This window comes from Kurthia sp. FSL E2-0154 (assembly GCF_038003625.1).
Lineage (GTDB): Bacteria > Bacillota > Bacilli > Bacillales_A > Planococcaceae > Kurthia > Kurthia gibsonii.
The window spans coordinates 566389-592754 of the sequence record NZ_JBBOPO010000001.1; the positions used below are offsets into that span (position 1 = coordinate 566389).

Genomic DNA, 26366 nt, shown 5'->3' on the forward strand with positions numbered 1-26366 from the left:
TAGTGCGGTTCCAGTTTTTTATTGCGAACGCTAAAAAAGGAAAGTGAAATATTTGCCCAGCCTCTTCTTACGATTATTGGGAAGGTGATTTAAAGTAGTCAAAGATAAACTGTTGGAATTTTTGAGCAGCAGGTGATAAATAACGCCCTTCAGACCAAGCCATACCAATAATACGTTCAGCATTGACATCTGTTAGTGGGATTTTGGTAATACGTTTTTGATTAATTTCATCACCTTCAGGCAGAATTGATACACCAAGACCAGCGGCTACAAAGCCAGCAACGGTTGCGACTTCGTCACCTTCAAACGTAATACGTGGCTCAATATTTTTCTCTTGAAATAGCTCATCCATTTGAATACGAAGTGCATAGCCCTTTTTTAATAAGATAAAAGATTCTTGTCCGAGCTCTGTTAAAGTAATCGAATCTTTATTTGCTAGTGCATGGTTGCTTGGTACAATAGCGACCAATTTCTCGCGCCATAACTCACGCCATTCAATCGGCTTTTCTACCTCCATTTCTGCAAGTAAACAAAGATCTAAATCACCAGACTTCAATTCGAGTAATTGTAAATGTGTATGATTTTGTTTTAAAGAAAAGTGAATTTGTTCATTTTTTTTACGGAAATGTCGGATTAAATCGGGCACAACATTCGTTCCGAGGGTATGTAAGAAACCTAGTGATACTTCACCATGATTTGGATCCACAATTTGTTGAATCTCTTGCAAACCATCCTGATATTCTCGCATAATATTATGTACACGTTTTACAAATAGTTCACCGTAGCGATTGAGGCGAATTGAGCGTCCTTGACGTTCGAATAACGGGACGCCAAGCTCGTCTTCTAATCTGGCAATAGAGCGACTAAGAGCAGGTTGCGAAATGGATAATTGTTCTGCTGCTTTTGTCATATGCTGGATTTTTGCGAGCATTTGAAAATACTCCAGTTGTTGCCATTCCATCTATTTTCCCCCCTAAACTTTCATAAATGTAATCGTTCTTTGATCCGCATCATATAAACACCATTCGCGATGAAAGATGACAGAACCGACATTGATGGCATAGCGCTTTTTTGTTAAATGAATAGGCTCATTCCATTTGAAAGGTTGTGTGATTCCCTTATGGAAAAGTGCAGAATGATGGCTATGCCCGAAAAAAGTAAGTGGTTCACTATTTTTTTTAATGACAGGTGTAACATCGTCTAACCATTCAAATTGATGTCCGTGAATTAATTGAGCGCCTTCAATCTCCATTGTTTCAGGTAAAGATCCAAAAAGTGTTTGCCCAGTTACTTGCATGATGCGCAATTCTTGGTTTCCGATAATAGAAGGGAAATCAAGTAGTTGAATGAAATCATATGGTAATTTAGCAGCCACATGTAAAGGAAGCGACTGTTTTTTATGTGCTTTCTTTTTGCTAATCGTACATTCAAATAAATCACCCAAACCGATACGAATAGCAGAAGAAGCTGTTGCATCAATATGTTCTAAAACGGATTGTGTATCCTCTTTATGGGAATGTAGATCCCCTAATAAAGCATATTTCATAAAATAACTCCTTTTAATCCTCAATTAATAATAGTTTACCAAATAATTAGGTCACTTTATATAAACATGTATTTTTAAAAAAGCATAATATGGGTAAATGAGTAAAAAATAGTATAAAGAACTTGTATCAATGATATGATAGAAGTCATTATATGGGGAAAAGGACGTGTGATTGTCTGAGTTACTATTTGCAGTAGTCATGTTGTTGAGTTGCTTTATTTATCACGTTTTATTGGTGGAATAAGCGCTGCTTTTGTCATGCTAGCCATTACAGCATATGTAGCCGATGTTACAGATATTAAACAGCGTCCAAGAGCGATGGGCTATGTATCAGCCGCAATTAATACAGGATTTATCTTAGGGCCAGGAATTGGCGGTTTTTAGCGGAAATTAATATTCGCGCACCATTCTTCACAGCAGCTCTTTTAGGTTTTATTGGTGCTGTTTTTTCGATTCTGTTTTTAAAAGAACCAGAACGAGAACAAGTGCAATCTGAAAAATCAATAAAAACAGAAGCAACAAGTTTGAAAAGTTTACTACAACCAATTTTCTTTATACCTTTTTTAATTATTTTTATTTCTTCTTTTGGACTTTCGGCATACGAAACTATCTATGGATTATTTTTAGACCGTCAATTCCAATTTACAGCAAAAGATATTGCAATCTTATTGATTTTGAGTGGCGTACTTGGTACGGTATTCCAAGTCTTTTTATTCGATGGTTTAACACGGAAATTAGGAGAAATTAATTTAATTCGTATCTGTATTTTTGTCGCTGCAATAATGATGGTTTTCATGATGAATGTATCATCATTTATATCAATCTTACTTGTGACATTAATGGTCTTTTGGACTTTCGATTTAATTCGTCCAGCTTTAACAACATATTTATCTAAAGTTGCTGGTCAACAACAGGGATACATTAGTGGGTTAAATTCGTCATTTACAAGTGTAGGGAATATTGTTGGACCGATTATCGCAGGAGCATTATTTGATTACCAAGCATATTCACCTTATGTTTTTTCGCTGGCTGTGCTGTTAATTAGTTTAGTAATCGCTATGTTTTGGAGACAACCAAAAAAGTTATTGTAGGAGGCGTGTAACATGCATTTACACAAAAAACTTTCAATGAACTACCCAATTATACAAGCACCAATGGCTGGTGTGACAACACCTGAAATGGTCATCGCAAGTCTAGAGGCAGGAATTTTAGGCTCGATTGGTGCAGGGTATATGTCTGCAGATTCAACACGGGATTTTATTCGCCAAGTAAAAAAATATTCATCTAAACCATTTTTAATCAATCTTTTTGCACATGAAGTACCGCCAGTTGTACAACACGAGATTACCATTGCAAAACAAGCATTGATTGATGCGAAAATTGACAATCAAATTAAAAGGGATGAGGTGAAATTGTCTAAATCTCAATATGATGAGCAATTAGCTGTTGTTTTGGAAGAAGGTGTTGCCGCTTGTTCGTTTACATTTGGCGTACCTACACCTTTACAAATTCGTCTTTTAAGAGAAAAAAGTATTCTCGTTTTCATTACAGCTACTTCACTTGAAGAAGTTCATGTAGCGAATCAATTGGATGTAGACGGTATATTCTTGCAAGGAATGGAAGCAGGAGGGCATCGTGGTTCGTTTATTGAGCCATTTCAGTATATACCGTTAAAAGATTTATTTACACAGGCAAAAGATATAACGAATATTCCGTTGATTGTTGCAGGAGGGATTGCAACTAAAAAACAAATGGATTGGTATCTAAACCAGGGAGCAGAAGCAATTACATTGGGAACTACTTTATTAGTAAGTGACGAAAGTGGTGCACCTTCTGCACATAAAGAACGTATTTTATGTGCGGAAACAGATGAAACCGTTCTCACAAAAATGTTTTCTGGAAAACCAGCTCGAGGTATTATGAATAGTTTTATTGAAAAGATGGAAATGATGCCTGTTGCTCCATTTCCATATCAAAATGATTTAACAAAAGGGGTTCGTGCAAGAGCAGCCTTTGCAAATAATTCCGAGAATATGTCTTTATGGGCAGGAACAAATTTACACCAGGCAACGAAAGGAACAATTCGAGAGATTATTGAACGATTTGTTCATGCAGATTTATAAAATAAAGCGAGAATCGTACGTGAATAGTACGACTCTCTTTTTTATGAAGCATAAAAAAGAAGCAGGAATAGGATCCCCACTTCTTCGCTTATTAAATACCTAGAATATTATAGCCAGAATCTACATAAATAACTTCGCCTGTTACACCGCTTGAAAGTTGACTTAACATAACAATTGTCATATTCGCTACTTCTTCTTGTGTAATGTTGCGACGCATTGGTGCAGCTTCTTCAATTTTATTTAAAATTTGATTAAATGATGGAACAGCTTTCGCTGAAATTGTTTTGATTGGTCCTGCTGAAATGGCATTTACACGAATGTTATCTTGACCGATATCTGCTGCTAGATAACGTACAGATGCTTCAAGAGCTGCTTTTGCGATACCCATTACATTGTAGCCTTCTAATACACGGTCAGCGCCTAAGTAACTCATAGTTACAATTGAACCATTCTCTGTCATATAAGGATGTGCAGCTTTTGCAACAGCGATTAATGAATAAGCACTTGTATCTTGTGCGAAAGCATAACCATCACGAGATGTTTCAAGGAAACGGTTTTTTAAATCCTCTGTTAAAGATGAAGCAACAGAGTGTACGATACCATGAATAACACCACGTTTTTTACCGATTTCATCAAATGCTTGTTGGATACTCTCATCACTGTTAACATCACATTGAATGACATCATAAGTAGACGCATCAACATCTGTTAATAGCTTTTGTAATTTTGCTAGTGAACGATCTTTACGGTATGTAAATGTAACGTGTGCACCAATTGAGAATAATGATTTTGCAATACCCCATGCAATACTACGGTCGTTGGCAACACCCATTACGACGATATTTTTATCTTTAAAGTTTAATAAATTTTCCATAATAGCCCCCTACATATAGTTACTATTAGTACCTGATACTAAAATTTTAACGTACTCATAGCGCGAATGCAACTATTATTTTGCAACAAAGCCAAATACATTTTTAATAAGATGAACAGAGGCAAGGCTTAAAATACTCGCTACTATGAGTAATAATACATGTCGAACATTCTCAGAGAAAAAATAAAGAGGCGTAAAGTGTGTCATGAATTGAGCGTATGCAGCACCTAAAATAATAAATAACACGAGTTGAATGGAATAGTTAATAAAATATTTCATTTTAAACCTCCTTATAATCATAGCATTATGTATATAACACGATACCCATTTAAAGTAAGTATAAACTAAATTGAGAGAAAATTGAAACATTTAATAACAAAAGAAAAGAGACTAAAGCAAAGGCTCAGTCTCTTATCGTATTATTCGTATTTTAATGCATCGCCGTCGAAAGTTTCATCGGCAACCTTAATTGAGTCAGTTGGACAACCTTCAAACGCGTCCTCCATGTCCTCCATTAAGTCTTCTGGTACTTCAGTTGTCCCTGTGTTATTATCTAAAATAACGAAGGCAATACCTTCATCATCATAGTCATAAATATCAGGTGCAGCAGCGCCACAAGCGCCACAAGCGATACAAGTATCTTGGTCTACAATTGTAAACTTAGCCATATATTTTACCTCTCCTTTTGTGTCGTTCCCAATAGCTTCATTCTTATTCTAAAGTGCTTTGCATTTCATTTCAACCATAATCAATGAAACGAGGAGGAATTTGGCTTGTTTTTTGAACAATTATTATTACATATACTTCAAAAGTATGATGGACAACGAACAGTGTTTTCTGCATATCATTTATTAAAAGGGAAAAAGTCAGGTCAAACTATTCAAGATGTAGGGTTATTTCAATTACAGCCATACTTTAATTTATTCCCTCGTTTAACAAAAGAGAAATTTTATACACAAATTCAACATCTAGAACAAAAAAATAAAATTACGATTTCAGAAGATGAACATGTACACGTTCTAGTTGCACCTCACCTCACATTTGATGGTTTAGATGGTTGGCATTTACGCGGTGGTGAACATGTTTTTTTTGACCGATTCCAATTAGTTGTGCAAACGATTTCTAATCTACGTATGCAAGAATCGCGCTTTTTACCGATTGTGCGAGATGAACGTGTGCAACAGTTTGTTCGTCAGTATTTGGCGTGGCTACATTATCAAGAAGAAAAGCAACAACATGCTTTTATTGAAGCTTTCCATCAATTGCTAGAAGAACTTCCTGTGACTGAACAAGAAAAAAATATCTTCATGTATCGCTTGAGCGGGTTTCAACAAATTGGTTGGACATGGCAACAATTAAAAGAACAAACAAATAGTTCGGAACTTGATTTACAATTACAATATGTACATACGCTACATCATATGATTCGTTTTATTGAAGAACATTCTGTCGCTTTATTTGAACCACTTTTATATCAAGTACGTGTACAAACAGTGTTAACAGCTTCTACACAACAAACAGCTAATTTATTGATGCAGGGAATGAACATGGAACAAATTGCACAGATTAGACGTTTGAAGATGAGTACAATTGAAGATCATATTGCAGAAATTGCAATGAATGTGCAAACTTTTCCGATTGAGCAATTCGTACCAAATGAGATACGTTTAGCAATTGAAGCAGTTGTATCTGAAGTAGGGAGTAAAAAACTTAGACCAATCAAAGAAAAGATACCAGAAGCGAGTTATTTTCAAATTCGCTTAGTTTTAGCATGGGCAGGGGGTGTTTAAATGTTAGAAGAAGCATTAAAAAAATACTTTCATTACGATACATTTCGTCCAGGTCAAAGAGAAGTGATTGAAGCTGTTTTACAAGAAAAGGATGTGATTGCACTTCTTCCAACAGGGAGTGGAAAATCACTATGTTATCAATTGAGTGGTTATCTTTTAAATGGAGCGGTAGTCATCGTTTCGCCATTACTATCACTCATGCAAGATCAAGTAGAGCAGATGAAGCGGTTTGGTGAAAAACGCGTAGTTGCCATCAATTCATTTTTACAAGGCGAACAACGTGAACGTGTGTTAGCGAATTTACAAGCGTATCGCTATATTTTTGTATCGCCTGAAATGTTAGGACAAAAAAGTTTTAAGCGAGCTCTTTCGCGTGTTCATATTGCATTAATTGCAGTAGACGAAGCACACTGTATTTCTCAGTGGGGGTTTGATTTTCGACCAGAATATTTAAATATTGGTGATACTATTCGTACATTTTCACGTGTACCAGTTTTAGCATTAACAGCTACTGCAACGAATCGTGTGAAAGAAGATATTCGAAAATATTTACATATGGAAAATCCTTATGAATGGATTTCAGCTGTGGATCGCCCGAATATTTGCTACCAAGTAGTACCTATTCAAAAACATTATGAGAAAATGAATTGGTTGGTCCAACATGTACAAAATACGATTTCACCTGGCATTATTTATACACAATCACGTAAGAAAACAGAAGAATATGCAGAAGCTTTACGTGAATCTGGCGTGCGTGTAGCAGCCTATCATGCAGGGATACAACAAGATGAACGGCAATTGATACAACATCAATTTATTGCAGGTGAGCTTGATTGGATTGTTGCGACGAATGCTTTTGGTATGGGTGTTCATAAAGAAAATATTCGTCAAATTATTCATGATCATCTACCAAGTTCGATGGGGAACTATTTACAAGAAGTAGGTAGAGCTGGACGAGACGGTGAACAGTCTTTTGCGACATTATTATTTACAGAAGAAGATGATCGTATTACAAAATCAGTGAGTGTAATGGATTACCCTCAAGAATTTCATATTGATGAATATGAGCGGTTAGCGAATCAAGGCGTTAATCCTTTTATTATGGTAGAAGAAAGTAGAATAACTGAAACAAGTTATCGTATTTTACATTATTGGATGCATAAATTACCAAAAACAGAGGTAATAGAACAAATAAATCGAATGAAATTTGAAAAAGTGAAAGAAGTCGACCAATTGCAACAAATTTTAACAGGGAAAGACTGTATAAGAGAAGAAATTAGCCGATATTTTGAACAGGAACTCCTAACGAAGCCTGTGTTATGTTGTTCCATATGTGGTCTACCAGAAGACGTAATACCGAAGAAACGATTAATAAAAGAAGCATCGGCGCAACTTTTTTCATGGCAAGAACGTTTTAAACAAATATTTCCAAATTAAATTGAGATTCATTTACTTTTATTAAAATTTTAGTCATAATAGTATTATGATTATATAGAAAAAGGGGGATACACATGTCTCAAAATGATTATAAAGAGCGCGTAGAGGCGCATCGCCAATCCATCCAAGTAGAAGGTAATGGGACAAGTGAGAAGCCTACACGTATGTCGCGTAAGCAGCAAAGAGAAGCAAAGGGTGGTGGAAAACCACCGAAAAAAAATAAGAATAATTCTCTTTTGACAGTGTTAGCAGTTGTCTTTGTTATGATTCCAGCCGCTATTTTAATTTATACATTCGTTATTAAATCGGATACACCTACTAAAGAAACTCCGAAAGCAGCAGGTACTGAACATGTAGAGATTGAAACAAATCAAAATGACGAAAAAGACACAAAAGAAAAACAGAAAAAAGAAACACAAACAAAAGATTCAACAGCTAAAGCTGATGATGTAACAAAAGAAGAAAAGCAAGCAGCAAAAGAAAAAGAACAACAAAAGCTAGCAGAGGAAAAGGCAGCAAAAGAAAAAGCAGCAAAAGAAAAAGCGGCGAAACAAAAGGCTGAACAAGAAAAAGCAGAGCAAGAAAAACGAGCTGCTGAGAAGAAAAAAGAAGAAGAGGAAAAGAAACAACCGGTTGAAACTGTAAAACCTTCTTCTGCTTATACGGCAGCAATTCAAGGCGGATATTTACACAATGCTGTAGAAGGCGACACGATTCAAAGTATTTCAATTAAATACTATGGTAGTGAAGCGTATGTAAATCAAATTAAACAACTAAATGGAATTACGGCGGATCGCGTGCCAGCAGGGACAAAAGTAGCTTTAATTAAAACACAATAAAAATAATCGTTCTTATATTTCAAAAGTCATAGGTATCACATAATATGGAGAGGAATCGTTTTGTAAAATGATTCTTCTTTTATTTTGGTGGAAAAGAGAAGCGTACACATAATTCAAATACTGTTTTTTAAAAAAGAGAAGCGTATAATAGGATAGAAGAGTTTTTTAGAAATAAAAGGAGTGACAGATATGCGTCGAGAAGAAGCTATTATTGTTGGGGGAGGTCCTTGTGGATTATCAGCAGCAATTGCTTTGCAAAATATTGGTTTGAAGCCGATTGTAATTGAAAAGGGTAATATTGTGAATTCAATTTATAATTATCCCACCCACCAAACATTTTTTAGTTCAAGTGAAAAGTTAGCCATTGGCGACGTTCCTTTTATCGTAGAAGCACAAAAACCTAAAAGAAATGAAGCACTTGTCTACTATCGTGAAGTGGTTAAAATGAAAAATTTAGATATTCATCGCTTTGAAGAAGTACGTCATGTAGAAAAAGACGGCGAGGAGTTTGTTGTCGAGACATCAAAAGAAGTGTACCGCACACCATATGTAGTCATCGCGACAGGGTACTATGACCATCCAAACTATATGAATATCCCTGGTGAAGAATTGCCGAAAGTGATGCATTACTTTAAAGAAGGGCATCCCTATTTTGATACCGATGTATTAATTATTGGCGGTAAAAACTCTGCGATTGATGCAGCGCTTGCACTTCATAAAGCAGGTGCGCGTGTAACAGTTGCTTATCGTGGCAGTGTTTATTCGCCAAGTATTAAACCGTGGGTGTTACCTGACTTTGATGCACTCGTACGTACAGGCGAAATTATTATGCATTTTAATACAGTTGTAACAGAAATTCGTCCGCATGAAGTCGTTCTTGTTGAAGAAGGTGTAGAAAAAACAATTGAAAATGATTTTGTTTTCGCTATGACTGGATATCATCCGGACCATCGTTTCATTAAAGAGATGGGTGTTGAACAAGATGTAGCGACAGGTCGACCTGTTTTTGATGCTGAAACGATGGAAACGAATATACCGGGACTTTTCATTGCAGGTGTTATTGCTGCTGGAAATAATGCGAATGAAATCTTTATTGAAAATGGACGATTCCATGGAGAGCAAATTGCCAAATGTATTGAACAAAAAAAGTAAAATCCTAAAAAAGAGGGAACGCTTAACTAGCTGTTCCTTCTTTTCATATTTTATTAGTTTCGATAGAAAAACTCAGCAATTGAAATTTTAGGGTTTTGTTCATTTAATGCGACCAATAATTTTAAACGCGCTTTTTGTCCGTTGATCCCATTTGTATAGATAGCGCCTAAATCCTCAAGCATCTTCCCACCGCCTACATAACCATAAACACCTTGGGCAATTCCATTAAAGCAACGTGACACAATGACAACAGGAATACCGTCATCTAATAGTTTTTGAACACTTGGTACAATTGAAGGCGGAACATTTCCTTGCCCAAAACCTTCGATAACTAAGCCATCGTATTTAGCTAATCGAATGGCTTCAACGATATCTGCTTCCATTCCTGCATAAGTTTTGAGTAATGCAACACGTTTTTTAAAATCATGTACTTCTGCAAATTCGCGAAGAACAGGTGAATGATGAAAATGAATGTTTTTATTTGTAATCAGACCAATTGGTCCATATTGAGGTGATTGGAAAGTAGCAACATTACTTGTCGATGTTTTTGTAACATTTGCTGCAGCATGAATTTCATCATTCATAACAACTAAAACACCTAATCCATGGGCTTTTTCTTCACTAGCAACACGAATCGCTGCAACTAAATTATAAATACCATCTGAACCAATTTCGTTAGATGAACGCATGGCGCCTGTTAAAATAATGGGGATGTCTGTATGAATAGTTAAATCTAAGAAATAAGCTGTTTCTTCTAATGTATCAGTGCCATGTGTAATGACAATACCATCATAAGCTACTTTTTTTAGTTGCTTTTCAATTATTTTACGTAGTGTCAACATGTGCTCAGGTGTCATATGTGGAGAAGGAAGATTGAAGGCATCAATCTCTGTAATATGTGCAAACTGTTCTAATTTTTCACTCTCTTTTGTTAAAGGGTTGACTTCATCAGGGACAACCGCACCATTTTCTTCAACGTGCATCGAAATTGTACCACCTGTATGAATCAATAAAATTTGTTTTTTCAATATGAATACCTCCTATTAATATCGCGTTTGCTAATGCTATAATAAGCAGTAATAAAGGTGAGAGGAGCTTAATTATGTTCATCTTATTATCTGTTGCGATCGCACCAGGACTTGCTTTATTTAGCTTTTTTTATTTACGCAATCAAATGGCAACAGAACCTAGAAAAACATTGCTACAGTCATTTATCTATGGCGTAATTTTAACATTTCCAATTATGTTTTTACAGTATGTATTTAAAGAAGAACAAGTTTTTCAACATATAATTGTGCAAGATGTCTTTTTTACAGGTGTTATTGAAGAATTTTTTAAATGGATTTTTCTTATTTTAGTTATTTATCATCATGTTGAATTTGACGACCCCTATGATGGCGTATTGTACGGGGCAGCTGTATCTTTAGGTTTTGCAACGGTTGAAAATGTGATTTATTTAATGTCTTATGGCATGGATACAGCGTTTTTACGCGCAATTTTACCTGTTTCAAGTCATGCTTTATTTGGTGTTGTGATGGGTTATTATCTCGGTAAAGCGAAATTCCAATCTTCTCAGGGGAGTTTACGTTACAGGGCACTTGCCTTATTTGCACCGATGACCTTACATATTTTATACAACGCGATTTTCATTTCTCAAAATCACTGGGTATATTATATGGTTCCATTCATGCTCTTTTTATGGTGGTTTAGTTTACGAAAAGTAAAACAAGCACATAAAGCACTCGTTCAACTCATGATTCAAAAAGCGAATTAGTCCAAAGGTTGTGTATCTGTATTCTAATATGTGTAAATCGAAAGGTTTTTTTGAAAGAATTGTGGAAAAAGTTGTGTTATAATGCCATTATATATACATATAATTAAACGGATATGGGTGAAAAGTATGGAGATCAAATTAGGTACAAACTTACTGTTAGCGCCTTATGATGAAGAAACAGATGAAAAGTTTAAATGCAAAGTAGTTGATCAACAAGGAGATATCTTATTTATTGATTATCCTGTTAGTACGCTGACGCATCGTACAGCCTTTTTAATGGAAGGAACTCGTTTTCGTGCATCTTATATTGATGAAGCGAAAATTGGGTTCAGTTTTAAAACAACAATTATAGGACGCGAAAAGGGGAACATTCCAACGTTAAAGCTTACTGTCCCACCAGATGAAGAATTTGAAAAAGTACAGAGACGAGAATATGTACGCGTCGAGACACCAGTTGATGTTGCAATCTATCGTAATGAACATTATAGTCAATATGTATCAGAAGATATTAGTGCAGGTGGATTAGCGATTATTGCTGCACAAGCAGATCAATTTAAGCCATTAGAACAAGTTGAGCTTACGATTGCACTTCCCTTTGAAAACCGAGAAGAAGGTGTAAAATACGTACAGACTTCAGCTGAAGTAATTCGTGTCATTGATCAAGAAGGTGTTATTATTGTACCGCTTAAATTTATGAATACAGACGAAATTGACAAGCAGCATATCTTACGTTTTTGTTTTGAACGTCAGTTGTTAATTCGAAAAAAAGAAACAAAAATTTAATTTTAAAAATGACATTTCATGGACAAATTCGTCATGTTGAAATGTCATTTTTTCATGTTCTCAAGTAGTACAGTTACGCATTTTTTATGGTACAATGTTACGAAAGAAAGGGTTGAACAAAGTGACAAAGAAAATTCAAATTGCAATCGATGGACCAGCTGGAGCTGGTAAAAGTACAATCGCAAAAATTGCGGCTGAAAAATTAGGTTATACGTATATTGATACAGGTGCGATGTATCGTGCTTTAACATATAAAGCATTACAACATCAAATTGATTTATCAAGTGAAGAAGCAGTAACAACATTACTAAAACAAACAGTAATCGAACTACAACCGTCTCCAAATGGCCAACTTGTATTTTTAGATGGACAAAACGTATCAAGTGAAATTCGTTCAAATGAAGTAACAAGTCAAGTTTCAACTGTTGCAGCTCATGGCACAATGCGTGAAATTATGGTTGAACGTCAATATGAGATGGCTGAAAAAGGCGGCGTCATTATGGACGGTCGTGATATTGGAACAGCTGTATTACCAAATGCAGAGTTAAAAGTATTCATGTCTGCAACAGTAGAAGAACGTGCACGTCGACGTTATGAAGATAATAAACAACGTGGTATTGACTCGTCATTTGAAGAATTAAAAGAAGAAATCGCACTTCGTGACAAGATGGATAGTGAACGAGAAGCTTCTCCGCTTGTACAAGCAGAAGATGCTATTTATTTAGATACGACGGAATTATCAATTGATGAAGCGGCAAATGCAATTTTAAAATTAGCGAGTGAAAGGATGGCATAAGATGGACTTTTACCATTTTGCACGATCAGTTGTTTATGCAGCACTAAAACCACTCTACCGTATTCAAATTATCGGGCAAGAAAATTTCCCTAAAGAGGGTGGTGTCCTACTTTGTTCAAATCACATTGACGAATTAGACCCGCCAGTTGTTGGTATAACAGCTCCTCGACCAGTTAATTTTATGGCGAAAGAAGAATTGTTTAAGCTACCAATCCTTAAGGGTATATTACCAAAGGTACACGCTTTCCCTGTAAAACGTGGTTTAAGTGACCGTCAAGCATTACGAACAGCAATCTCTTTATTAAAAGAGGGGCAAGTTGTCGGTTTATTCCCAGAAGGAACGCGAAACCGCACAGGACAATTAGGAAAAGGTTTCTCAGGTGCAGGCTTTTTTGCACTACGTGGTGGTGATGCAGTCGTCATGCCATGTGCAGTTATTGGACCCTATAAGATGTTCCGTAAAGTAACGGTAGTTTATGGTCAACCAATCGATATGACACCTTATCGTGAAAATAAGGCAAAACCTGAGGAAGTAACTGAATTAATTATGGCGAGTATTCAAAAATTGTTAGATGAATATCACCCAGATAATAAAAAATAAAGGGTAATTTTTGTCTTTCTGTTAGAAATCTACTAAAATAAAGGTAACTGAGGCGAAGGAGGATTACATATGTCTGAAGAGATGAATGTGAATGAATTACCAGAAATTCAAGAAGGTACGGTTGTAAAGGTAAAGGTTGAAACGGTTGAAGATAATCGTGTCATTGTTTCGATTCCAAATGCAAAGTACGATGGTATTATCCCTATTAGCGAGTTATCCAGTTTACATGTGGAAAAGGCATCAGATGCTGTATCAGTAGGTGATGAATTTGAAGCTGTAGTTACAAAAGTGGAAGACCCAGCAACAGATGCAGATGAAAAAACAGGTAACTATGTTTTATCAAAAAGAAAAGTGGACGCAGAACATGCGTGGGAAAAACTTGAAAAGCAATTTGAAGCGGGAGAAATTCTTGAAGCAGAAGTCAAAGATGTTGTTAAAGGTGGCCTAGTTGTTGATTTAGGCGTTCGCGGTTTTGTGCCGGCTTCTTTAGTAGAAGATCACTTTGTTGAATCATTTGAAGATTACAAAGGAAAAATGATTTCATTCAAGATTGTTGAAATGGACCGAGAAAAAAATCGTTTAATCTTATCACACCGCGCAGTTGTTCAAGAACAAAAAGAAGAACAAAAAGGCGAAATTATTCAAAATTTACAAGCTGGCGATGTCGTAGATGGTATTGTGCAACGTCTTGCAACATTTGGTGCGTTTGTTGATTTAGGTGGCGTAGATGGTCTTGTACACATCTCACAACTATCACATGAACATATTGAAAATGTGGAAGATGTACTAGAAGAAGGTCAAAAAGTAAAAGTGAAAATCTTAGCTGTTGACCCAGACGAAGGACGCATCTCATTATCAATTAAAGATACACTACCAGGACCATGGGAAAATATTCAAGAAAAAGTACAAAAAGATGCCGTTCTTGATGGTGTTGTACGCCGACTTGTCACATTCGGTGCATTTGTTGAAATTTCACCTGGCATCGAAGGGCTTGTGCATATCTCACAAATTTCTCATAAGCATATCAACACACCACATGAGGCTTTAAAAGAAGGTCAAGATGTGCAAGTGAAGGTACTTGAAGTGAATGAGAACGAAAAACGCATCGCATTAAGCATTAAAGCGTTACTCGAAGATGATACAGTAGTTGAAGAAGTAGTTGAGTATGAACTACCTGAACAAGAAACTGGCTTCTCATTCGGGGATTTACTAGGTGACAAATTAAAAGACTTCAATAAAAAAGACTAATAATAGAGCGTGTATAGCATCCTATAAAGACATGTTATGCACGCTTCTTTTTGTTATGTAATGAGATATGAAAAAGCAGAAAGTTTCTTTATATACGGTTTTCCTTTTCATAGTGCTTTATTTTTGATAAAATAGAAGCACTGTAAACAATGAGTGGTTAGGTGATGGAACCCCCATCATCTTTTTTATTGTATAATAAGTAATTTTGAAAGTGGAAGGATGAAACAAAATGACGAAACCAGTTATAGCAATCGTCGGCCGTCCTAATGTCGGAAAATCGACAATCTTTAACCGAATTGTAGGCGAGCGTATATCAATCGTTGAGGATGTTGCGGGCGTAACACGTGACCGTATTTATAGTTCAGCGGATTGGTTAACACATGAATTTAATATTATTGATACAGGCGGTATTGATATTGGTGATGAACCATTCTTAGATCAAATCCGTGAACAAGCTGAAATTGCCATGGATGAAGCAGATGTGATTATCTTTATGACGAATGGTCGTGAAGGTGTAACATTAGCAGATGAGCAAGTAGCGAAAATTTTATATAAAACAAAAAAACCAGTTGTCTTAGCTGTTAATAAAATTGATAACCCTGATATGAGAGATATGATTTATGATTTCTATTCATTAGGATTTGGTGATCCATTCCCAATTTCTGGTTCACACGGTTTAGGGTTGGGTGATTTATTAGATGAAGCAGCAAAACATTTCCCAGAACAAGATGAAGTAGAGTATGACGAAAATGTCATTAAATTCTCTTTAATCGGTCGTCCAAATGTAGGGAAATCATCTTTAGTAAACGCATTCTTAGGTGATGATCGTGTTATCGTAAGTGATGTTGCAGGCACAACACGTGACGCAATTGACTCAGAATACGAATACGACGGTCAAGAGTATGTCATCATTGATACTGCAGGTATGCGTAAGAAAGGTAAGGTATACGAGAGCACAGAAAAGTACAGTGTATTGCGTGCATTACGTGCAATCGAACGTTCCGACGTTGTTTTAGTCGTTTTAAACGGTGAAGAAGGTATCCAAGAACAAGACAAGAAGATTGCTGGTTATGCGCATCAAGCAGGTAAAGCAGTTATCATTGTTATGAATAAATGGGATGCTGTTGATAAAGACGAAAAAACAATGAACGAAAAAACAAAAGAAATTCGTGAACAATTCCAATTCTTAGATTATGCACCAATCGTTTTCACATCTGCTAAAACAGGTAAGCGTGTACACAATTTATTACCAGTTATTAATCGTGTAAGTGAGAATCACGCAATGCGTATTCAATCAAGTATCTTAAATGAAGTTATTTCGGATGCAGTTGCGCGTAATCCTGCACCAACAGATAAAGGTCGTCGTCTACGTATTTACTATGCAACACAAGTGGCAATTAAGCCACCGACATTCGTTGTGTTCGTAAATGATCCAGAGTTAATGCATTTCACATACGAACGTTTCTTAGAGAATCGTATTCGTGATACGTTTGAATTTGAAGGTACACCAATTCGAATTATTACTAGAGCGCGCGATTAGAGGAGGAAATGGACAGATGAGTAAAGTTACAGTATTTGGAGCTGGCTCATGGGGAACAGCATTAGCGACTGTTCTTGCCGAAAATGGACATGATACATTACTATGGTCTCATCGAGAGGACCAAGCACAAGAAATTCAACAGCAACATACAAATGAAAAGTATTTGCCAGGAATAGTACTACCGCAAAATCTTTGTGCAACTTCAGATGTAGCATCTGCAGTGGAACATGCTGAAGTTCTTGTGATGGCTGTGCCTACTAAGGGAATTCGTGAAACGTGCCAAAAAATTATGAAGACGTTAAACCGCCAAATTATTTTTGTACATGTTTCAAAAGGAATTGAACCAGATTCATTAATTCGTATTTCCGAAATTATGAAAGAAGAATTAGCAGAAGAAGTTGTAAAAGATATTGTGGTCTTATCTGGACCAAGTCATGCGGAAGAAGTTGTTAAAAAACATCCAACAACAGTTGCATCTTCTTGTGAAAACCTGGAATCAGCTGTCGTTGTACAAGATTTATTTATGAATCATTATTTCCGTGTTTACACGAATGAAGATGTTGTTGGTGTAGAACTAGGTGGCGCATTAAAGAATGTTATTGCTCTTGCGGCAGGTGTTTCAGATGGTATTGGCTTTGGTGACAATGCAAAAGCAGCGCTTATTACACGTGGTTTAGCTGAAATTTCACGTTTAGGTATTAAAATGGGCGCAAATCCAATGACATTCATGGGCTTAGCGGGTATGGGTGACTTAATTGTAACGTGTACATCTGTTCATTCCCGTAACTGGCGGGCAGGTAATTTATTAGGTAAAGGTTTGAAATTAGAAGAGGTATTAGAGCAAATGGGTATGGTTGTAGAAGGCGTTCGTACAACAAAAGCAGCGCACCAACTTGCTGATAAATACGAAGTTTCAATGCCGATTGTTCAAGCCTTATACGCAGTATTATTTGAAGATCAATCTGCAAAAGAGATGGTTGAGAAACTTATGTTGCGTATGAAAAAGTCAGAAATGGACGGACAATACTAAAAAAAGTTTCTACTATTATATAGTAATTTACAAATTAACACATAATGTTACAAGTTATATGTAATGTTATGTGTTTTTTTTTAGATTTTAGATTCCTTTTATGCAAATGATATAAAAATTTATCATTTCAGAAAAAAATTTTAACGAAAAAAATAGCAATATTACAAAGGAAATAAGCTGTAGAAAATATATAATTTTAAAAAAGAGGTATTTTTTATGGTTATCTCAAGAGAAAATATATACTTAGAAAATAAAAAGAAGTGAAAAACCTTTAAAAGATAACTCTTTTTTTGAGATAAAAAGTCTATTTACTTACAAAAAATAAAAAGAAATATATGTATTTAAAACGCATATTCGAGTGTATGAAAGTGATTAAGAGAAAGAATGATTTTTTTGAGAAATTCACTTTGTTTTATTTAAGAAAAAATAATCTTTTCTAATATATATACATTTCTATAAAAGAAATAAAAATATACAAGTTAAAATGGTATGAAAAGGTATTTTTTGCGCTTTAAACCCTTATAAAATCAATGTTTTCAAATAGAAATAAAAAAATAAAGTAAATGTGTTTAAAAGTTCTAAAGAACGGTAATCTATAAGGTGTAGAACGGTAATATGTGGTAAATGTTGGTGTAGCAATGTTTTAGAAAAAAATAAAATCATTTTTATTCATATATTTGAATAAAAAACCGATTTATTAAAACTTTAATTTTTTTCTGAAAAATGATGTGGTTTGTAAAATAAAGTTATTTTTGTTTCAATGAATGTTATGAGAAGTTATTTTCTGGTTATTTGAAATTTATATTTACTTTGAATTGGCATGAAGTAACTAAATAGTTTACAGTTGATTAAAGTTGGTAAAAGAAGTATAAATATTATTGCGAAGTAAATCGTGTTTATGATACTCTTTTACATGATTTAAAACAAAAGTCTTTGAGAGGAGGTGAATGGTGTGAACAAAACAGAATTAGTAAACTCAGTAGCAGAAGCTGCAGAACTTTCTAAGAAGGATGCTGCGAAAGCAGTTGAATCTGTATTTGAAACAATCCAAGAGGCTCTAGCTAAAGGTGATAAAGTACAGTTAATCGGTTTCGGTAACTTCGAAGTTCGTGAACGTGCTGCTCGTAAAGGACGTAACCCTCAAACAGGTGAAGAAATCCAAATCGATGCAAGTAAAGTACCTGCTTTCAAACCAGGTAAAGCACTTAAAGACGCGATTAAATAATCGAATCGAATGTGGTACATAAGAGTAGTTAATCTTTTGATTAGCTACTCTTTTTGTATGCTCTTTTATGTAAATCGAAAAAATTGCATATTTTCACAGAAATAATAAGTCTTAGCCCTTTGCCTTGCATGGTCGTATATGCTAACATCAAAAAGAGAATTTAACAGGCAGATTGATTAAGTGATAATGGGGGAGTAATTTTGACAAAGGAAATCAGTTCACAAGTTGACATAAATAAAATTCAAACAGCTGTAAAAATGATTTTAGAAGCCGTAGGAGAAGATCCGTCACGCGAAGGATTAATTGATACACCAAAACGTGTAGCTAAAATGTATGCAGAAATGTTTGAAGGTTTACATAAAGATCCAAAAGAGTATTTTGAAACGGTATTTCATGAAGGACATGATGAAGTAGTACTTGTAAAAGATATTCCATTCTTTTCAATGTGTGAACATCATCTTGTACCGTTCTATGGTAAAGCACATGTAGCATACATACCAAAAGACGGTGTTGTAGCTGGATTAAGTAAATTAGCGCGTACAGTTGAAACAGTCGCACGTCGTCCACAACTACAAGAACGTATTACAGATACAGTCGCACAAACACTTATGGATATGCTATCTCCACAAGGTGTATATGTAGTCGTAGAAGCGGAGCATATGTGTATGACGATGCGTGGCATTAAGAAGCCAGGCGCTAAAACGATTACATCTGTTGCTAAAGGTGTCTTCGAGGAAGATTCTGTAAAAAGAAATGAAATTCTCTCGTTCATTCAAATGCCTTAATTTTAATAGGCTTTTGTGGTATGATAGAATGAGAAAATTCGAATGATAGGAGAGCTGTCTTATGTCTCAAAATGATTTTATTGTAATTAAAGCAAAAGAAGATGGTGTACACGTAATAGGCCTTACACGAGGCGATGACACAAAATTCCATCATTCTGAAAAATTAGATCAAGGCGAAGTTATGATTGCGCAATTTACCGAACACACATCTGCGATGAAAATTCGTGGTAAAGCGATTATTCAATCTGCAAATGGTACAATTGAAAGTGACGCAAAAAAATAACAAGTATTAAACATCGTGTTGATTGAAACATCAGGAAATGAATTGAATGGAGATTTTTTTTATGAATGCAGCTAACATGGAGCAACTTGTAACAGAATTAAAAGATGAAATTTACAATAAATTGCATCATAGAACCCTCCTAGCATATACAGGTCAGCCACCAATTTGGGATGATCAATTATTTTATTTATTGCTACCAAGAGTAAACGGTGAACAGTGGACGAAACAACATCAAGTAGCTGCTCAAAGTGTTGCCATGATTCAGACAGCTTTAACAACGCATGATTTGGTAAAAGAACAACAAGCGACGTCAAAAGCACAACAATTGATGGTATTAGCTGGAGATTACTATAGTGGCATGTACTATGACACCTTAGCAAAACTACCAGATATTCAGTTTGTACAAAAATTATCAAATGCCGTAGCAGAAATCAGTGAGCAAAAAACTGCATTCTATGAACCGGAAGAGTGTACACTAGAAGAGTTGCTCCTTCGCTATGAAACCATCGTTAGTAGAGCAGTAGAACAATTTATGGGACATTTTGGCTTTACAGTATATATTGAATTGATGAAAAAGGGCATGTTACTTAGTCGTTTATCAGCAGAACTCAAAAAAGTAATAAATGATACAAGTACAATACGCCTTTTTCGTGTAATTTCAGAAAGATTTTCTTCAAAGGATGAAGCCATCCGAGTAATCCAACAAGAAATTACCACACGAGCTACAAAGCTAACAGAAGAAATTCATACTATGGAATTTTTAACGAATGTTGCAAAAACTGCCGTTTTAAGTCGAATTGAGGCGCTTAATCACAGTGCAACGTAGGAAGAGGGAAGGTTGAAAAATTGGCACAATCAAAATCAGAACGCGTACATGAAGTCTTTGAGAATATTTCAGGTGACTATGACAAAATGAACTCGGTGATTAGTTTCCAGATGCATAAAAGCTGGCGTAAAGATACGATGCAGCAAATGAACATCCAACCAGGAACAAAAGCATTAGATGTTTGTTGCGGTACAGCAGATTGGACAATTGCGCTTGGTGAGGCAGTTGGTAAAGATGGCGATGTTATTGGTTTAGACTTTAGTCAAAATATGCTGAATGTCGGCATCGATAAAACAAAAGATATGGACAATGTGAATTTAATTCAAGGGAACGCAATGGAACTGCCTTTTGAAGATAATTCATTTGACTATGTAACAATTGGATTTGGTTTACGTAATGTACCGGATTATATGCAAGTGTTGCGTGAAATGAATCGTGTTGCAAAACCAGGCGCAAAAATTGTTTGTCTTGAAACGTCACAATCAGAGATCCCAGTCTACAAACAGCTATTTAAATTTTACTTTAAATATATTATGCCGATTTTTGGTAAATTATTAGCTAAAAGTTACAAAGAGTATTCTTGGTTACAAGAGTCGGCAGATACGTTCCCAGGACGTAAAGAGTTGAAGAAAATGTTTGAACAAGCAGGTATGGTGAATGTATCTTATACCTCTTATAGCGGTGGGGCAGCTGCAACACATATTGGCTATAAAAAAGAAAAATAGGCGGGAGAAGGTTTATTCACGTGGAAAAGATGAAGCTAAAGATGCTCTACTCTGGTATGAAATCAGAGATTGACATCATCGAAAAAGAATTAGAAACGGCGCTGAATTCCTCTTCACACTTTTTGAATGAAGCTTCTTTGCATCTTTTAAAAGCTGGGGGAAAACGCATTCGCCCAGTTTTTGTTTTGCTCGCTGCAAAATTTGGACAATATGATATTCAACAAATCAAAAATGTTGCTGTGCCACTCGAATTAATTCATATGGCATCACTTGTTCATGATGATGTAATTGATAATGCGGAATTACGTAGAGGTCGCGAAACAGTAAAAGCACAGTATAATAACCGAGTAGCAATGTATGCAGGCGATTTTATTTTTGCAAAAGCATTAGAATATATGACGCAAATAAAAAAACAACAAGCACATCAAGTATTATCGAATACAATGGTTGAGATTTGTGTGGGAGAGATTATTCAAATTGAAGATAAACAGGTGCTTAAGCAGAACTTACGTGATTACTTCCGCCGGATTAAGCGTAAAACAGCTGTTTTAATTTCTTCAAGCTGTGAGTTAGGTGCAATCGCTTCAGGTGCATCGCCAGAAGTTGTGCGTCATATGCGCCGTTTTGGATATTATGTAGGGATGTCATTCCAAATTATTGATGATATTTTGGATTTTACGGCAACGGATAAGCAGCTAGGTAAACCAGCAGGAAGCGATTTAATGCAAGGGAACGTTACATTACCAGCGTTATATGCTTTAGAAGATGACCAAATTCGTCCAATGATTGAAAAAGTGATTGAAGGGCCGATTACTGAAAGCGAACGTCAACAATTATTGAAGGCGATTCGAAAATCTGACGCAATTCAAAAAGCAAATCATATAAGTGATTTATATTTACAAAAAGCGTTAAAAGAAGTAGACAAATTACCGAATCATCCAGTGAATAAATCACTTGTAGATATTGCAAATTTCATGGGGAAACGTAAATTTTAACCAAATTGTCATAGTATTTGTTGAACATTATGGCATTCAATGATAGAATTTTACGGTAGGTAAAATACCTGTAGATATTATTAAGGAGTGTAATTTAAACATGGCTATCCAACAAACATTTTTAATGGTTAAACCTGACGGCGTAAAACGTCAAGTAGTAGGTGATATCGTAGACCGCTTCGAACGTCGTGGCTTCGAATTAAAAGGCGCTAAACTAATGAACATCACAAAAGAATTAGCAGAAAAACACTATGCAGAGCATGCAGAGCGTCCATTCTTCGGTGAATTAGTAGAATTCATCACTTCTGGTCCAGTATTCGCAATGGTATGGGAAGGCGAGAACGTAATCGCTTTAGCTCGTCTTATGATGGGTGCTACAAACCCAGCTGAATCTGCTCCAGGAACAATCCGTGGTGACTACGCTACAACTGTAGCTGAAAACATCATTCACGGCTCTGATTCTTTAGCATCTGCTGAACGCGAAATCGGTCTATTCTTCGGTGAAGAAGGTTTAGTAAAATAATTTTCATCTACGAGATGAAAATTATAAGTAAAGTAAAAACATCTTTACTAACCGTAAAAATGATTTGATACTTTGAATGAAAGAGTTGCACATCTGTGTGGCTCTTTTTTTATTGTGCTTCAGATTATGTCCGTTTTTTAAAAATAAATGAATGAAAGCGCTCTGATAAACATCTTTTCACGTTACACTATTTCAGAATATGAAAAAATGTTTTATAATGGTAAGTATGAATAGAGGGAGGAAAAGGTATGACAGATTATGAAATGTTCGTTGAACGTGTAAAGACGAAAACCGGCATTGATTTAGCTCTTTACAAAGAGGCACAAATGAAACGACGCTTAACGTCTTTATATGAGAAAAAAGGTTTTAGTAATTTTGTAGACTTTTTCAAAGAGATGGATGTTAATCGTGAACTTATGGACGAATTTTTAGATCGTATGACGATTAATGTATCTGAATTTTATCGTAATGGTAAACGATGGGAAGTTTTGGAGAAAAAGATTTTACCACGTCTTTTGAAAGCAAGCCCACGCTTAAAAGTATGGAGTGCAGCTTGTTCAACAGGTGAAGAACCGTATTCACTTGCGATGGTACTATCAAATCATCAGCCATTATCTCAAGTATCTATTTCAGCTACAGATTTAGATGAGAATGCAATTGCTAAAGCAAAAGCAGCCATCTATCCGGAGCGCTCCCTTGCCGAAGTTCCAGCACAAATGAAACAAAAATATTTTGAGCAAGAAGGTTCTTTTTATAAAGTAACGCCTGATATTAAAAGAACGGTTACATTTAAAAAACATAACTTATTAAATGATCGATATGAACAAAATCATGATTTAATCGTTTGTCGTAATGTCATGATTTATTTTACAGAAGAAGCGAAAGATCAAATTTATCATAACTTCAGTAAAGCTTTGAAACCAGGCGGTGTACTATTTGTTGGAAGCACTGAACAAATTTTTAATCCAGCACAATATGATTTTGAAGTAGAAGATACCTTTTTCTATCGTAAAAAAGGTTAACTATAAGAGGAATGCGCTTTTCGCATATGTGAAAAGCGGTTTTTTATAAATAAAAATAAATTCAAAAAACATAAAAATTTCAGTTAATTTATTTTTATTATAAAATCAACTGAAATTTATAAAAATATATGTTATAGTGAAAAACATATACTTTAGCGATGTGAAGGGGGAAAGCGTAAATGAGATACTTAACAGCGGGTGAATCACATGGCCCACAATTAACAACAATTATTGAAGGACTTCCTTCATTACTACCAATTACAGCAGAACAGATTAATCATGAACTGAAAAGACGCCAAGGAGGACATGGTCGAGGTCGACGTATGCAAATCGAGACAGACACAGTGGAGATTACATCAGGTATTCGCCATGGTAAAACACTCGGTTCTCCTGTTGCACTTGTTGTAACGAATGATGACTGGAAACACTGGACAAAAATTATGGGTGCAGAGCCACTTCCAGAAGGTGTTGACCCGAATGAGATCAAACGTCAAATCTCGCGTCCACGTCCAGGACATGCCGATTTAGTAGGCGGTATGAAATATGGTCACCGCGACTTACGAAACGTCTTAGAACGCTCATCAGCACGTGAAACAACTGTACGTGTAGCTGTTGGTGCAGTAGCTAAAATTCTTTTAGAACAATTAGGTATTCGTATCGTAGCGCATGTTGTAGAAATCGGTGGTATTACAATCGACCGACAAGCAGTTGAAGGAAAATCGGTAGAAGAAATCCGTGCAATCGTAGAAGAAGATCCATGTTACTGCGTGGACCCAGAAGCTTCAGCGAAAATGGTTGCACTAATCGATGAAACGAAAAAAGCAGGCGATACAATTGGTGGCGTTGTTGAAGTCATCGTAGAAGGTATGCCGGCAGGTGTCGGTTCATATGTACATTACGACCGCAAGTTAGATGGTAAGTTGGCACAAGCGATGCTTAGTATCAATGCTTTTAAGGGTGTTGAATTTGGTATTGGTTTTGAAGCAGCGCATGTACCTGGCTCACAAGTACATGATGAAATCATTTGGGATGAGGAGCAAGGTTATACACGCCGTACAAATCGCTTAGGTGGTTTAGAAGGTGGTATGTCTACAGGTATGCCAATTGTTGTACGTGGTGTTATGAAGCCAATTCCAACGCTTTATAAGCCATTACAAAGTGTGGACATCGAAACAAAAGAGGCATTTAAAGCTTCTGTAGAACGTTCAGACGCATGTGCAGTACCAGCTGCATCAGTCGTAGCAGAACATGCGATTGCCTTTGAAATTGCGAATGCAATTTTAGACCAATTTCATGCAGATCAGTTACCGCAACTGCAACAACAAATCGAGCAAATGAAACAACAAGCGAAGGAGTTTTAATGATGCGTATTCCCGTACAAACACCATCTCACGTCTATGAAGTCGTGATTGGTTCACATCATTTAACAGAAGCTATTACATCACTTGCTGATAAAATCGAAACAGCCGATCAATTGGTTGTATTTACAGACGAACATGTTTGGGCAATTCATGGAGAGCATTTCACAAAAGCTTTTCCACATCCATTCAAGTTACATATTCTAGCTGCAGGTGAAGCATGTAAAACATTTGATAGTTATTACGCAGCACAAACATTCCTTTTAGAACAAAAATGTACACGTAAATCAATGCTTTTTGCATTCGGTGGTGGAGCAGTAGGAGATTTAACAGGTTTTGTAGCAGCTACTTTTATGCGTGGTATCCCATTTGTTCAAATTCCAACTACTATTTTGGCGCATGACTCAGCGGTAGGTGGAAAAACAGCCATCAATCATCCACTAGGTAAAAATATGGTTGGTGGATTTTATCAACCTGAAGCAGTTTTATATGATATTGCATTTTTAGCTTCATTACCTGAAAAAGAAGTACGTTCAGGCATGGCAGAAGCGATTAAACATGCCCTCATCTCGGATAAACAATGGTATGGAGAATTTTTAACGCAAGATATTCAAGGTTTATCAGAAGAGCAATTAGCACACTATTTAGAACGTGGAATCACAGTAAAGGCAGACATTGTTTCGCAAGATGAACAAGAGCATTCCGTACGTAAATACTTAAACTTTGGTCATACGTATGGTCATGCACTTGAAGCTGCTTGTGGATTTGGAAAGTTAGCACACGGTGAGGCGATTATGATTGGTATGGTCTATGCCTTATTGTTAAGTGAAAAGTACGGTCAACTAAATCGTACAAATACGTTAGAATTCTTAGCTTTCGCTCAAAAGAACGGCTATACATTCAAGCCAGTACATGATTTTACGTTTGATATGTTATTACCATACTTAATGACAGATAAAAAAGCAGAGTACGGTATTTTACAATTCGTTTTATTAGATGAAATTGGTAAACCGTTTGTTCAAAAAGTAACAGTAGAAGAATGTCGCGAAATCGATATACTACTACGCACACTTGTTTAGGAGGTGTCTCAT

The 26366-nt window shown here is 35.9% G+C and carries 30 protein-coding genes; 24 read left to right on the forward strand and 6 right to left on the reverse strand.

What is annotated here, in order from left to right:
* Positions 1–73: 73 nt before the first annotated feature.
* Positions 74–961 carry a LysR family transcriptional regulator gene (locus MHB75_RS02685; RefSeq protein WP_340995809.1) on the reverse strand — a complete coding sequence of 296 codons (888 nt, stop codon included), beginning with the start codon at positions 959–961 and terminating at the stop codon, positions 74–76.
* A 12-nt stretch (positions 962–973) separates the two neighbouring features.
* Entirely contained in the window at positions 974–1546 is a 573-nt protein-coding gene (locus tag MHB75_RS02690; RefSeq protein ID WP_141272541.1) for a metallophosphoesterase family protein, read from the reverse strand.
* Positions 1547–1756: 210 nt separating this feature from the next.
* Between MHB75_RS02690 and MHB75_RS02695 the strand changes: the two genes are divergently transcribed.
* Genes MHB75_RS02695 through MHB75_RS02705 form a run of 3 tightly spaced genes read left to right on the forward strand, consistent with a single transcriptional unit; the run spans position 1757 to position 3669 of the window.
* Positions 1757–1930 (forward strand): MFS transporter, encoded by a 174-nt coding sequence (locus tag MHB75_RS02695; RefSeq protein ID WP_340995811.1) that lies wholly within the window; start codon positions 1757–1759, stop codon positions 1928–1930.
* Positions 1931–1980: 50 nt separating this feature from the next.
* The gene (locus MHB75_RS02700; protein WP_340998536.1) at positions 1981–2637 is read left to right on the forward strand and encodes an MFS transporter; all 657 of its coding nucleotides are present in this window, start codon (positions 1981–1983) and stop codon (positions 2635–2637) included.
* Positions 2638–2649: 12 nt separating this feature from the next.
* Positions 2650–3669 carry an NAD(P)H-dependent flavin oxidoreductase gene (locus MHB75_RS02705; RefSeq protein WP_340995812.1) on the forward strand — a complete coding sequence of 340 codons (1020 nt, stop codon included), beginning with the start codon at positions 2650–2652 and terminating at the stop codon, positions 3667–3669.
* Positions 3670–3760: 91 nt separating this feature from the next.
* On the opposite strand, the gene MHB75_RS02710 is transcribed toward MHB75_RS02705, so the two are convergent.
* The 3 genes from MHB75_RS02710 to MHB75_RS02720 form a co-directional block, all read right to left on the reverse strand.
* Complete coding sequence (locus MHB75_RS02710) at positions 3761–4543, reverse strand: enoyl-ACP reductase FabI (protein ID WP_340995814.1); 783 nt, start codon at positions 4541–4543, stop codon at positions 3761–3763.
* Positions 4544–4618: 75 nt separating this feature from the next.
* On the reverse strand, positions 4619–4822 hold the full coding sequence (locus tag MHB75_RS02715; RefSeq protein WP_068454473.1) for a hypothetical protein: 204 nt from the start codon (positions 4820–4822) through the stop codon (positions 4619–4621).
* A 140-nt stretch (positions 4823–4962) separates the two neighbouring features.
* Positions 4963–5211: a ferredoxin gene (locus tag MHB75_RS02720; RefSeq protein WP_068454470.1), complete on the reverse strand. Its 249-nt coding sequence runs from the start codon at positions 5209–5211 to the stop codon at positions 4963–4965.
* 105 nt (positions 5212–5316) lie between these two features.
* On the opposite strand from MHB75_RS02720, the gene MHB75_RS02725 reads away from it, so the two are divergent.
* From MHB75_RS02725 to MHB75_RS02740, 4 genes are all read left to right on the forward strand, one after another.
* Complete coding sequence (locus tag MHB75_RS02725) at positions 5317–6333, forward strand: helix-turn-helix domain-containing protein (protein WP_340995815.1); 1017 nt, start codon at positions 5317–5319, stop codon at positions 6331–6333.
* On the forward strand, positions 6334–7770 hold the full coding sequence (locus MHB75_RS02730; protein WP_340995816.1) for a RecQ family ATP-dependent DNA helicase: 1437 nt from the start codon (positions 6334–6336) through the stop codon (positions 7768–7770).
* A 74-nt stretch (positions 7771–7844) separates the two neighbouring features.
* Positions 7845–8609: a LysM peptidoglycan-binding domain-containing protein gene (locus MHB75_RS02735; protein WP_340995817.1), complete on the forward strand. Its 765-nt coding sequence runs from the start codon at positions 7845–7847 to the stop codon at positions 8607–8609.
* 189 nt (positions 8610–8798) lie between these two features.
* Positions 8799–9761, forward strand: a complete 963-nt coding sequence (locus MHB75_RS02740; RefSeq protein WP_340995818.1) for a YpdA family putative bacillithiol disulfide reductase — start codon at positions 8799–8801, stop codon at positions 9759–9761.
* 53 nt (positions 9762–9814) lie between these two features.
* Here the strand turns inward: MHB75_RS02740 and MHB75_RS02745 are convergent, their stop codons facing one another.
* Complete coding sequence (locus MHB75_RS02745) at positions 9815–10789, reverse strand: asparaginase (protein WP_141272559.1); 975 nt, start codon at positions 10787–10789, stop codon at positions 9815–9817.
* Positions 10790–10863: 74 nt separating this feature from the next.
* Here MHB75_RS02745 and prsW point away from each other — a divergent pair, with 74 nt between their 5' ends.
* The 17 genes from prsW (at position 10864) to aroB (ending at position 26354) form a co-directional block, all read left to right on the forward strand.
* Complete coding sequence (prsW, locus tag MHB75_RS02750; RefSeq protein WP_340995819.1) at positions 10864–11535, forward strand: glutamic-type intramembrane protease PrsW; 672 nt, start codon at positions 10864–10866, stop codon at positions 11533–11535.
* A gap of 126 nt (positions 11536–11661) precedes the next feature.
* The gene (locus MHB75_RS02755) at positions 11662–12318 is read left to right on the forward strand and encodes a flagellar brake protein (protein ID WP_340995821.1); all 657 of its coding nucleotides are present in this window, start codon (positions 11662–11664) and stop codon (positions 12316–12318) included.
* A gap of 121 nt (positions 12319–12439) precedes the next feature.
* The gene (gene cmk, locus MHB75_RS02760; RefSeq protein ID WP_174795781.1) at positions 12440–13114 is read left to right on the forward strand and encodes a (d)CMP kinase; all 675 of its coding nucleotides are present in this window, start codon (positions 12440–12442) and stop codon (positions 13112–13114) included.
* Between the two features lies 1 nt (position 13115).
* Positions 13116–13715, forward strand: coding sequence for a lysophospholipid acyltransferase family protein (locus tag MHB75_RS02765; RefSeq protein WP_340995823.1), 600 nt, complete (start codon positions 13116–13118; stop codon positions 13713–13715).
* Between the two features lie 69 nt (positions 13716–13784).
* Positions 13785–14963, forward strand: coding sequence for a 30S ribosomal protein S1 (gene rpsA, locus MHB75_RS02770; RefSeq protein WP_141272569.1), 1179 nt, complete (start codon positions 13785–13787; stop codon positions 14961–14963).
* 229 nt (positions 14964–15192) lie between these two features.
* Positions 15193–16503 carry a ribosome biogenesis GTPase Der gene (gene der, locus MHB75_RS02775; protein WP_068454440.1) on the forward strand — a complete coding sequence of 437 codons (1311 nt, stop codon included), beginning with the start codon at positions 15193–15195 and terminating at the stop codon, positions 16501–16503.
* 16 nt (positions 16504–16519) lie between these two features.
* Entirely contained in the window at positions 16520–17533 is a 1014-nt protein-coding gene (locus tag MHB75_RS02780) for an NAD(P)H-dependent glycerol-3-phosphate dehydrogenase (protein WP_141272571.1), read from the forward strand.
* A 952-nt stretch (positions 17534–18485) separates the two neighbouring features.
* Entirely contained in the window at positions 18486–18758 is a 273-nt protein-coding gene (locus MHB75_RS02785; protein WP_068454434.1) for an HU family DNA-binding protein, read from the forward strand.
* Between the two features lie 200 nt (positions 18759–18958).
* Positions 18959–19543 carry a GTP cyclohydrolase I FolE gene (folE, locus tag MHB75_RS02790; RefSeq protein WP_255314695.1) on the forward strand — a complete coding sequence of 195 codons (585 nt, stop codon included), beginning with the start codon at positions 18959–18961 and terminating at the stop codon, positions 19541–19543.
* A 61-nt stretch (positions 19544–19604) separates the two neighbouring features.
* Positions 19605–19826, forward strand: coding sequence for a trp RNA-binding attenuation protein MtrB (mtrB, locus tag MHB75_RS02795; protein ID WP_141272575.1), 222 nt, complete (start codon positions 19605–19607; stop codon positions 19824–19826).
* A 61-nt stretch (positions 19827–19887) separates the two neighbouring features.
* Positions 19888–20652, forward strand: a complete 765-nt coding sequence (locus MHB75_RS02800; RefSeq protein ID WP_170214692.1) for a heptaprenyl diphosphate synthase component 1 — start codon at positions 19888–19890, stop codon at positions 20650–20652.
* Positions 20653–20672: 20 nt separating this feature from the next.
* Entirely contained in the window at positions 20673–21377 is a 705-nt protein-coding gene (locus tag MHB75_RS02805) for a demethylmenaquinone methyltransferase (RefSeq protein ID WP_068454425.1), read from the forward strand.
* Between the two features lie 20 nt (positions 21378–21397).
* Positions 21398–22372 carry a heptaprenyl diphosphate synthase component II gene (gene hepT / locus MHB75_RS02810; RefSeq protein ID WP_174795782.1) on the forward strand — a complete coding sequence of 325 codons (975 nt, stop codon included), beginning with the start codon at positions 21398–21400 and terminating at the stop codon, positions 22370–22372.
* A 100-nt stretch (positions 22373–22472) separates the two neighbouring features.
* A complete protein-coding gene (gene ndk / locus MHB75_RS02815) occupies positions 22473–22895 on the forward strand; it encodes a nucleoside-diphosphate kinase (protein WP_068454418.1) in 423 nt (140 codons plus the stop codon).
* Positions 22896–23143: 248 nt separating this feature from the next.
* On the forward strand, positions 23144–23917 hold the full coding sequence (locus tag MHB75_RS02820; RefSeq protein ID WP_068454413.1) for a CheR family methyltransferase: 774 nt from the start codon (positions 23144–23146) through the stop codon (positions 23915–23917).
* A gap of 179 nt (positions 23918–24096) precedes the next feature.
* Positions 24097–25278, forward strand: coding sequence for a chorismate synthase (gene aroC, locus MHB75_RS02825; RefSeq protein WP_340995826.1), 1182 nt, complete (start codon positions 24097–24099; stop codon positions 25276–25278).
* 2 nt (positions 25279–25280) lie between these two features.
* Positions 25281–26354, forward strand: a complete 1074-nt coding sequence (gene aroB, locus MHB75_RS02830; protein WP_340995827.1) for a 3-dehydroquinate synthase — start codon at positions 25281–25283, stop codon at positions 26352–26354.
* The last annotated feature ends 12 nt before the right edge of the window (positions 26355–26366 follow it).

What these genes read in the sequence shown, in the direction of transcription:
- MHB75_RS02800 (WP_170214692.1), top strand. Translation starts at nt 19,888, where the DNA reads ATGAATGCAGCTAACATGGAGCAACTTGTAACAGAATTAAAAGATGAA.
- mtrB (WP_141272575.1), top strand. Translation starts at nt 19,605, where the DNA reads ATGTCTCAAAATGATTTTATTGTAATTAAAGCAAAAGAAGATGGTGTA.
- rpsA (WP_141272569.1), top strand. Translation starts at nt 13,785, where the DNA reads ATGTCTGAAGAGATGAATGTGAATGAATTACCAGAAATTCAAGAAGGT.
- MHB75_RS02820 (WP_068454413.1), top strand. Translation starts at nt 23,144, where the DNA reads ATGACAGATTATGAAATGTTCGTTGAACGTGTAAAGACGAAAACCGGC.
- aroC (WP_340995826.1), top strand. Translation starts at nt 24,097, where the DNA reads ATGAGATACTTAACAGCGGGTGAATCACATGGCCCACAATTAACAACA.
- MHB75_RS02720 (WP_068454470.1), bottom strand. Translation starts at nt 5,211, where the DNA reads ATGGCTAAGTTTACAATTGTAGACCAAGATACTTGTATCGCTTGTGGC.
- MHB75_RS02685 (WP_340995809.1), bottom strand. Translation starts at nt 961, where the DNA reads ATGGAATGGCAACAACTGGAGTATTTTCAAATGCTCGCAAAAATCCAG.
- MHB75_RS02705 (WP_340995812.1), top strand. Translation starts at nt 2,650, where the DNA reads ATGCATTTACACAAAAAACTTTCAATGAACTACCCAATTATACAAGCA.
- MHB75_RS02740 (WP_340995818.1), top strand. Translation starts at nt 8,799, where the DNA reads ATGCGTCGAGAAGAAGCTATTATTGTTGGGGGAGGTCCTTGTGGATTA.
- prsW (WP_340995819.1), top strand. Translation starts at nt 10,864, where the DNA reads ATGTTCATCTTATTATCTGTTGCGATCGCACCAGGACTTGCTTTATTT.
- MHB75_RS02690 (WP_141272541.1), bottom strand. Translation starts at nt 1,546, where the DNA reads ATGAAATATGCTTTATTAGGGGATCTACATTCCCATAAAGAGGATACA.
- MHB75_RS02730 (WP_340995816.1), top strand. Translation starts at nt 6,334, where the DNA reads ATGTTAGAAGAAGCATTAAAAAAATACTTTCATTACGATACATTTCGT.
- aroB (WP_340995827.1), top strand. Translation starts at nt 25,281, where the DNA reads ATGCGTATTCCCGTACAAACACCATCTCACGTCTATGAAGTCGTGATT.
- MHB75_RS02755 (WP_340995821.1), top strand. Translation starts at nt 11,662, where the DNA reads ATGGAGATCAAATTAGGTACAAACTTACTGTTAGCGCCTTATGATGAA.
- MHB75_RS02765 (WP_340995823.1), top strand. Translation starts at nt 13,116, where the DNA reads ATGGACTTTTACCATTTTGCACGATCAGTTGTTTATGCAGCACTAAAA.
- MHB75_RS02715 (WP_068454473.1), bottom strand. Translation starts at nt 4,822, where the DNA reads ATGAAATATTTTATTAACTATTCCATTCAACTCGTGTTATTTATTATT.
- der (WP_068454440.1), top strand. Translation starts at nt 15,193, where the DNA reads ATGACGAAACCAGTTATAGCAATCGTCGGCCGTCCTAATGTCGGAAAA.
- ndk (WP_068454418.1), top strand. Translation starts at nt 22,473, where the DNA reads ATGGCTATCCAACAAACATTTTTAATGGTTAAACCTGACGGCGTAAAA.
- MHB75_RS02735 (WP_340995817.1), top strand. Translation starts at nt 7,845, where the DNA reads ATGTCTCAAAATGATTATAAAGAGCGCGTAGAGGCGCATCGCCAATCC.
- MHB75_RS02780 (WP_141272571.1), top strand. Translation starts at nt 16,520, where the DNA reads ATGAGTAAAGTTACAGTATTTGGAGCTGGCTCATGGGGAACAGCATTA.
- MHB75_RS02710 (WP_340995814.1), bottom strand. Translation starts at nt 4,543, where the DNA reads ATGGAAAATTTATTAAACTTTAAAGATAAAAATATCGTCGTAATGGGT.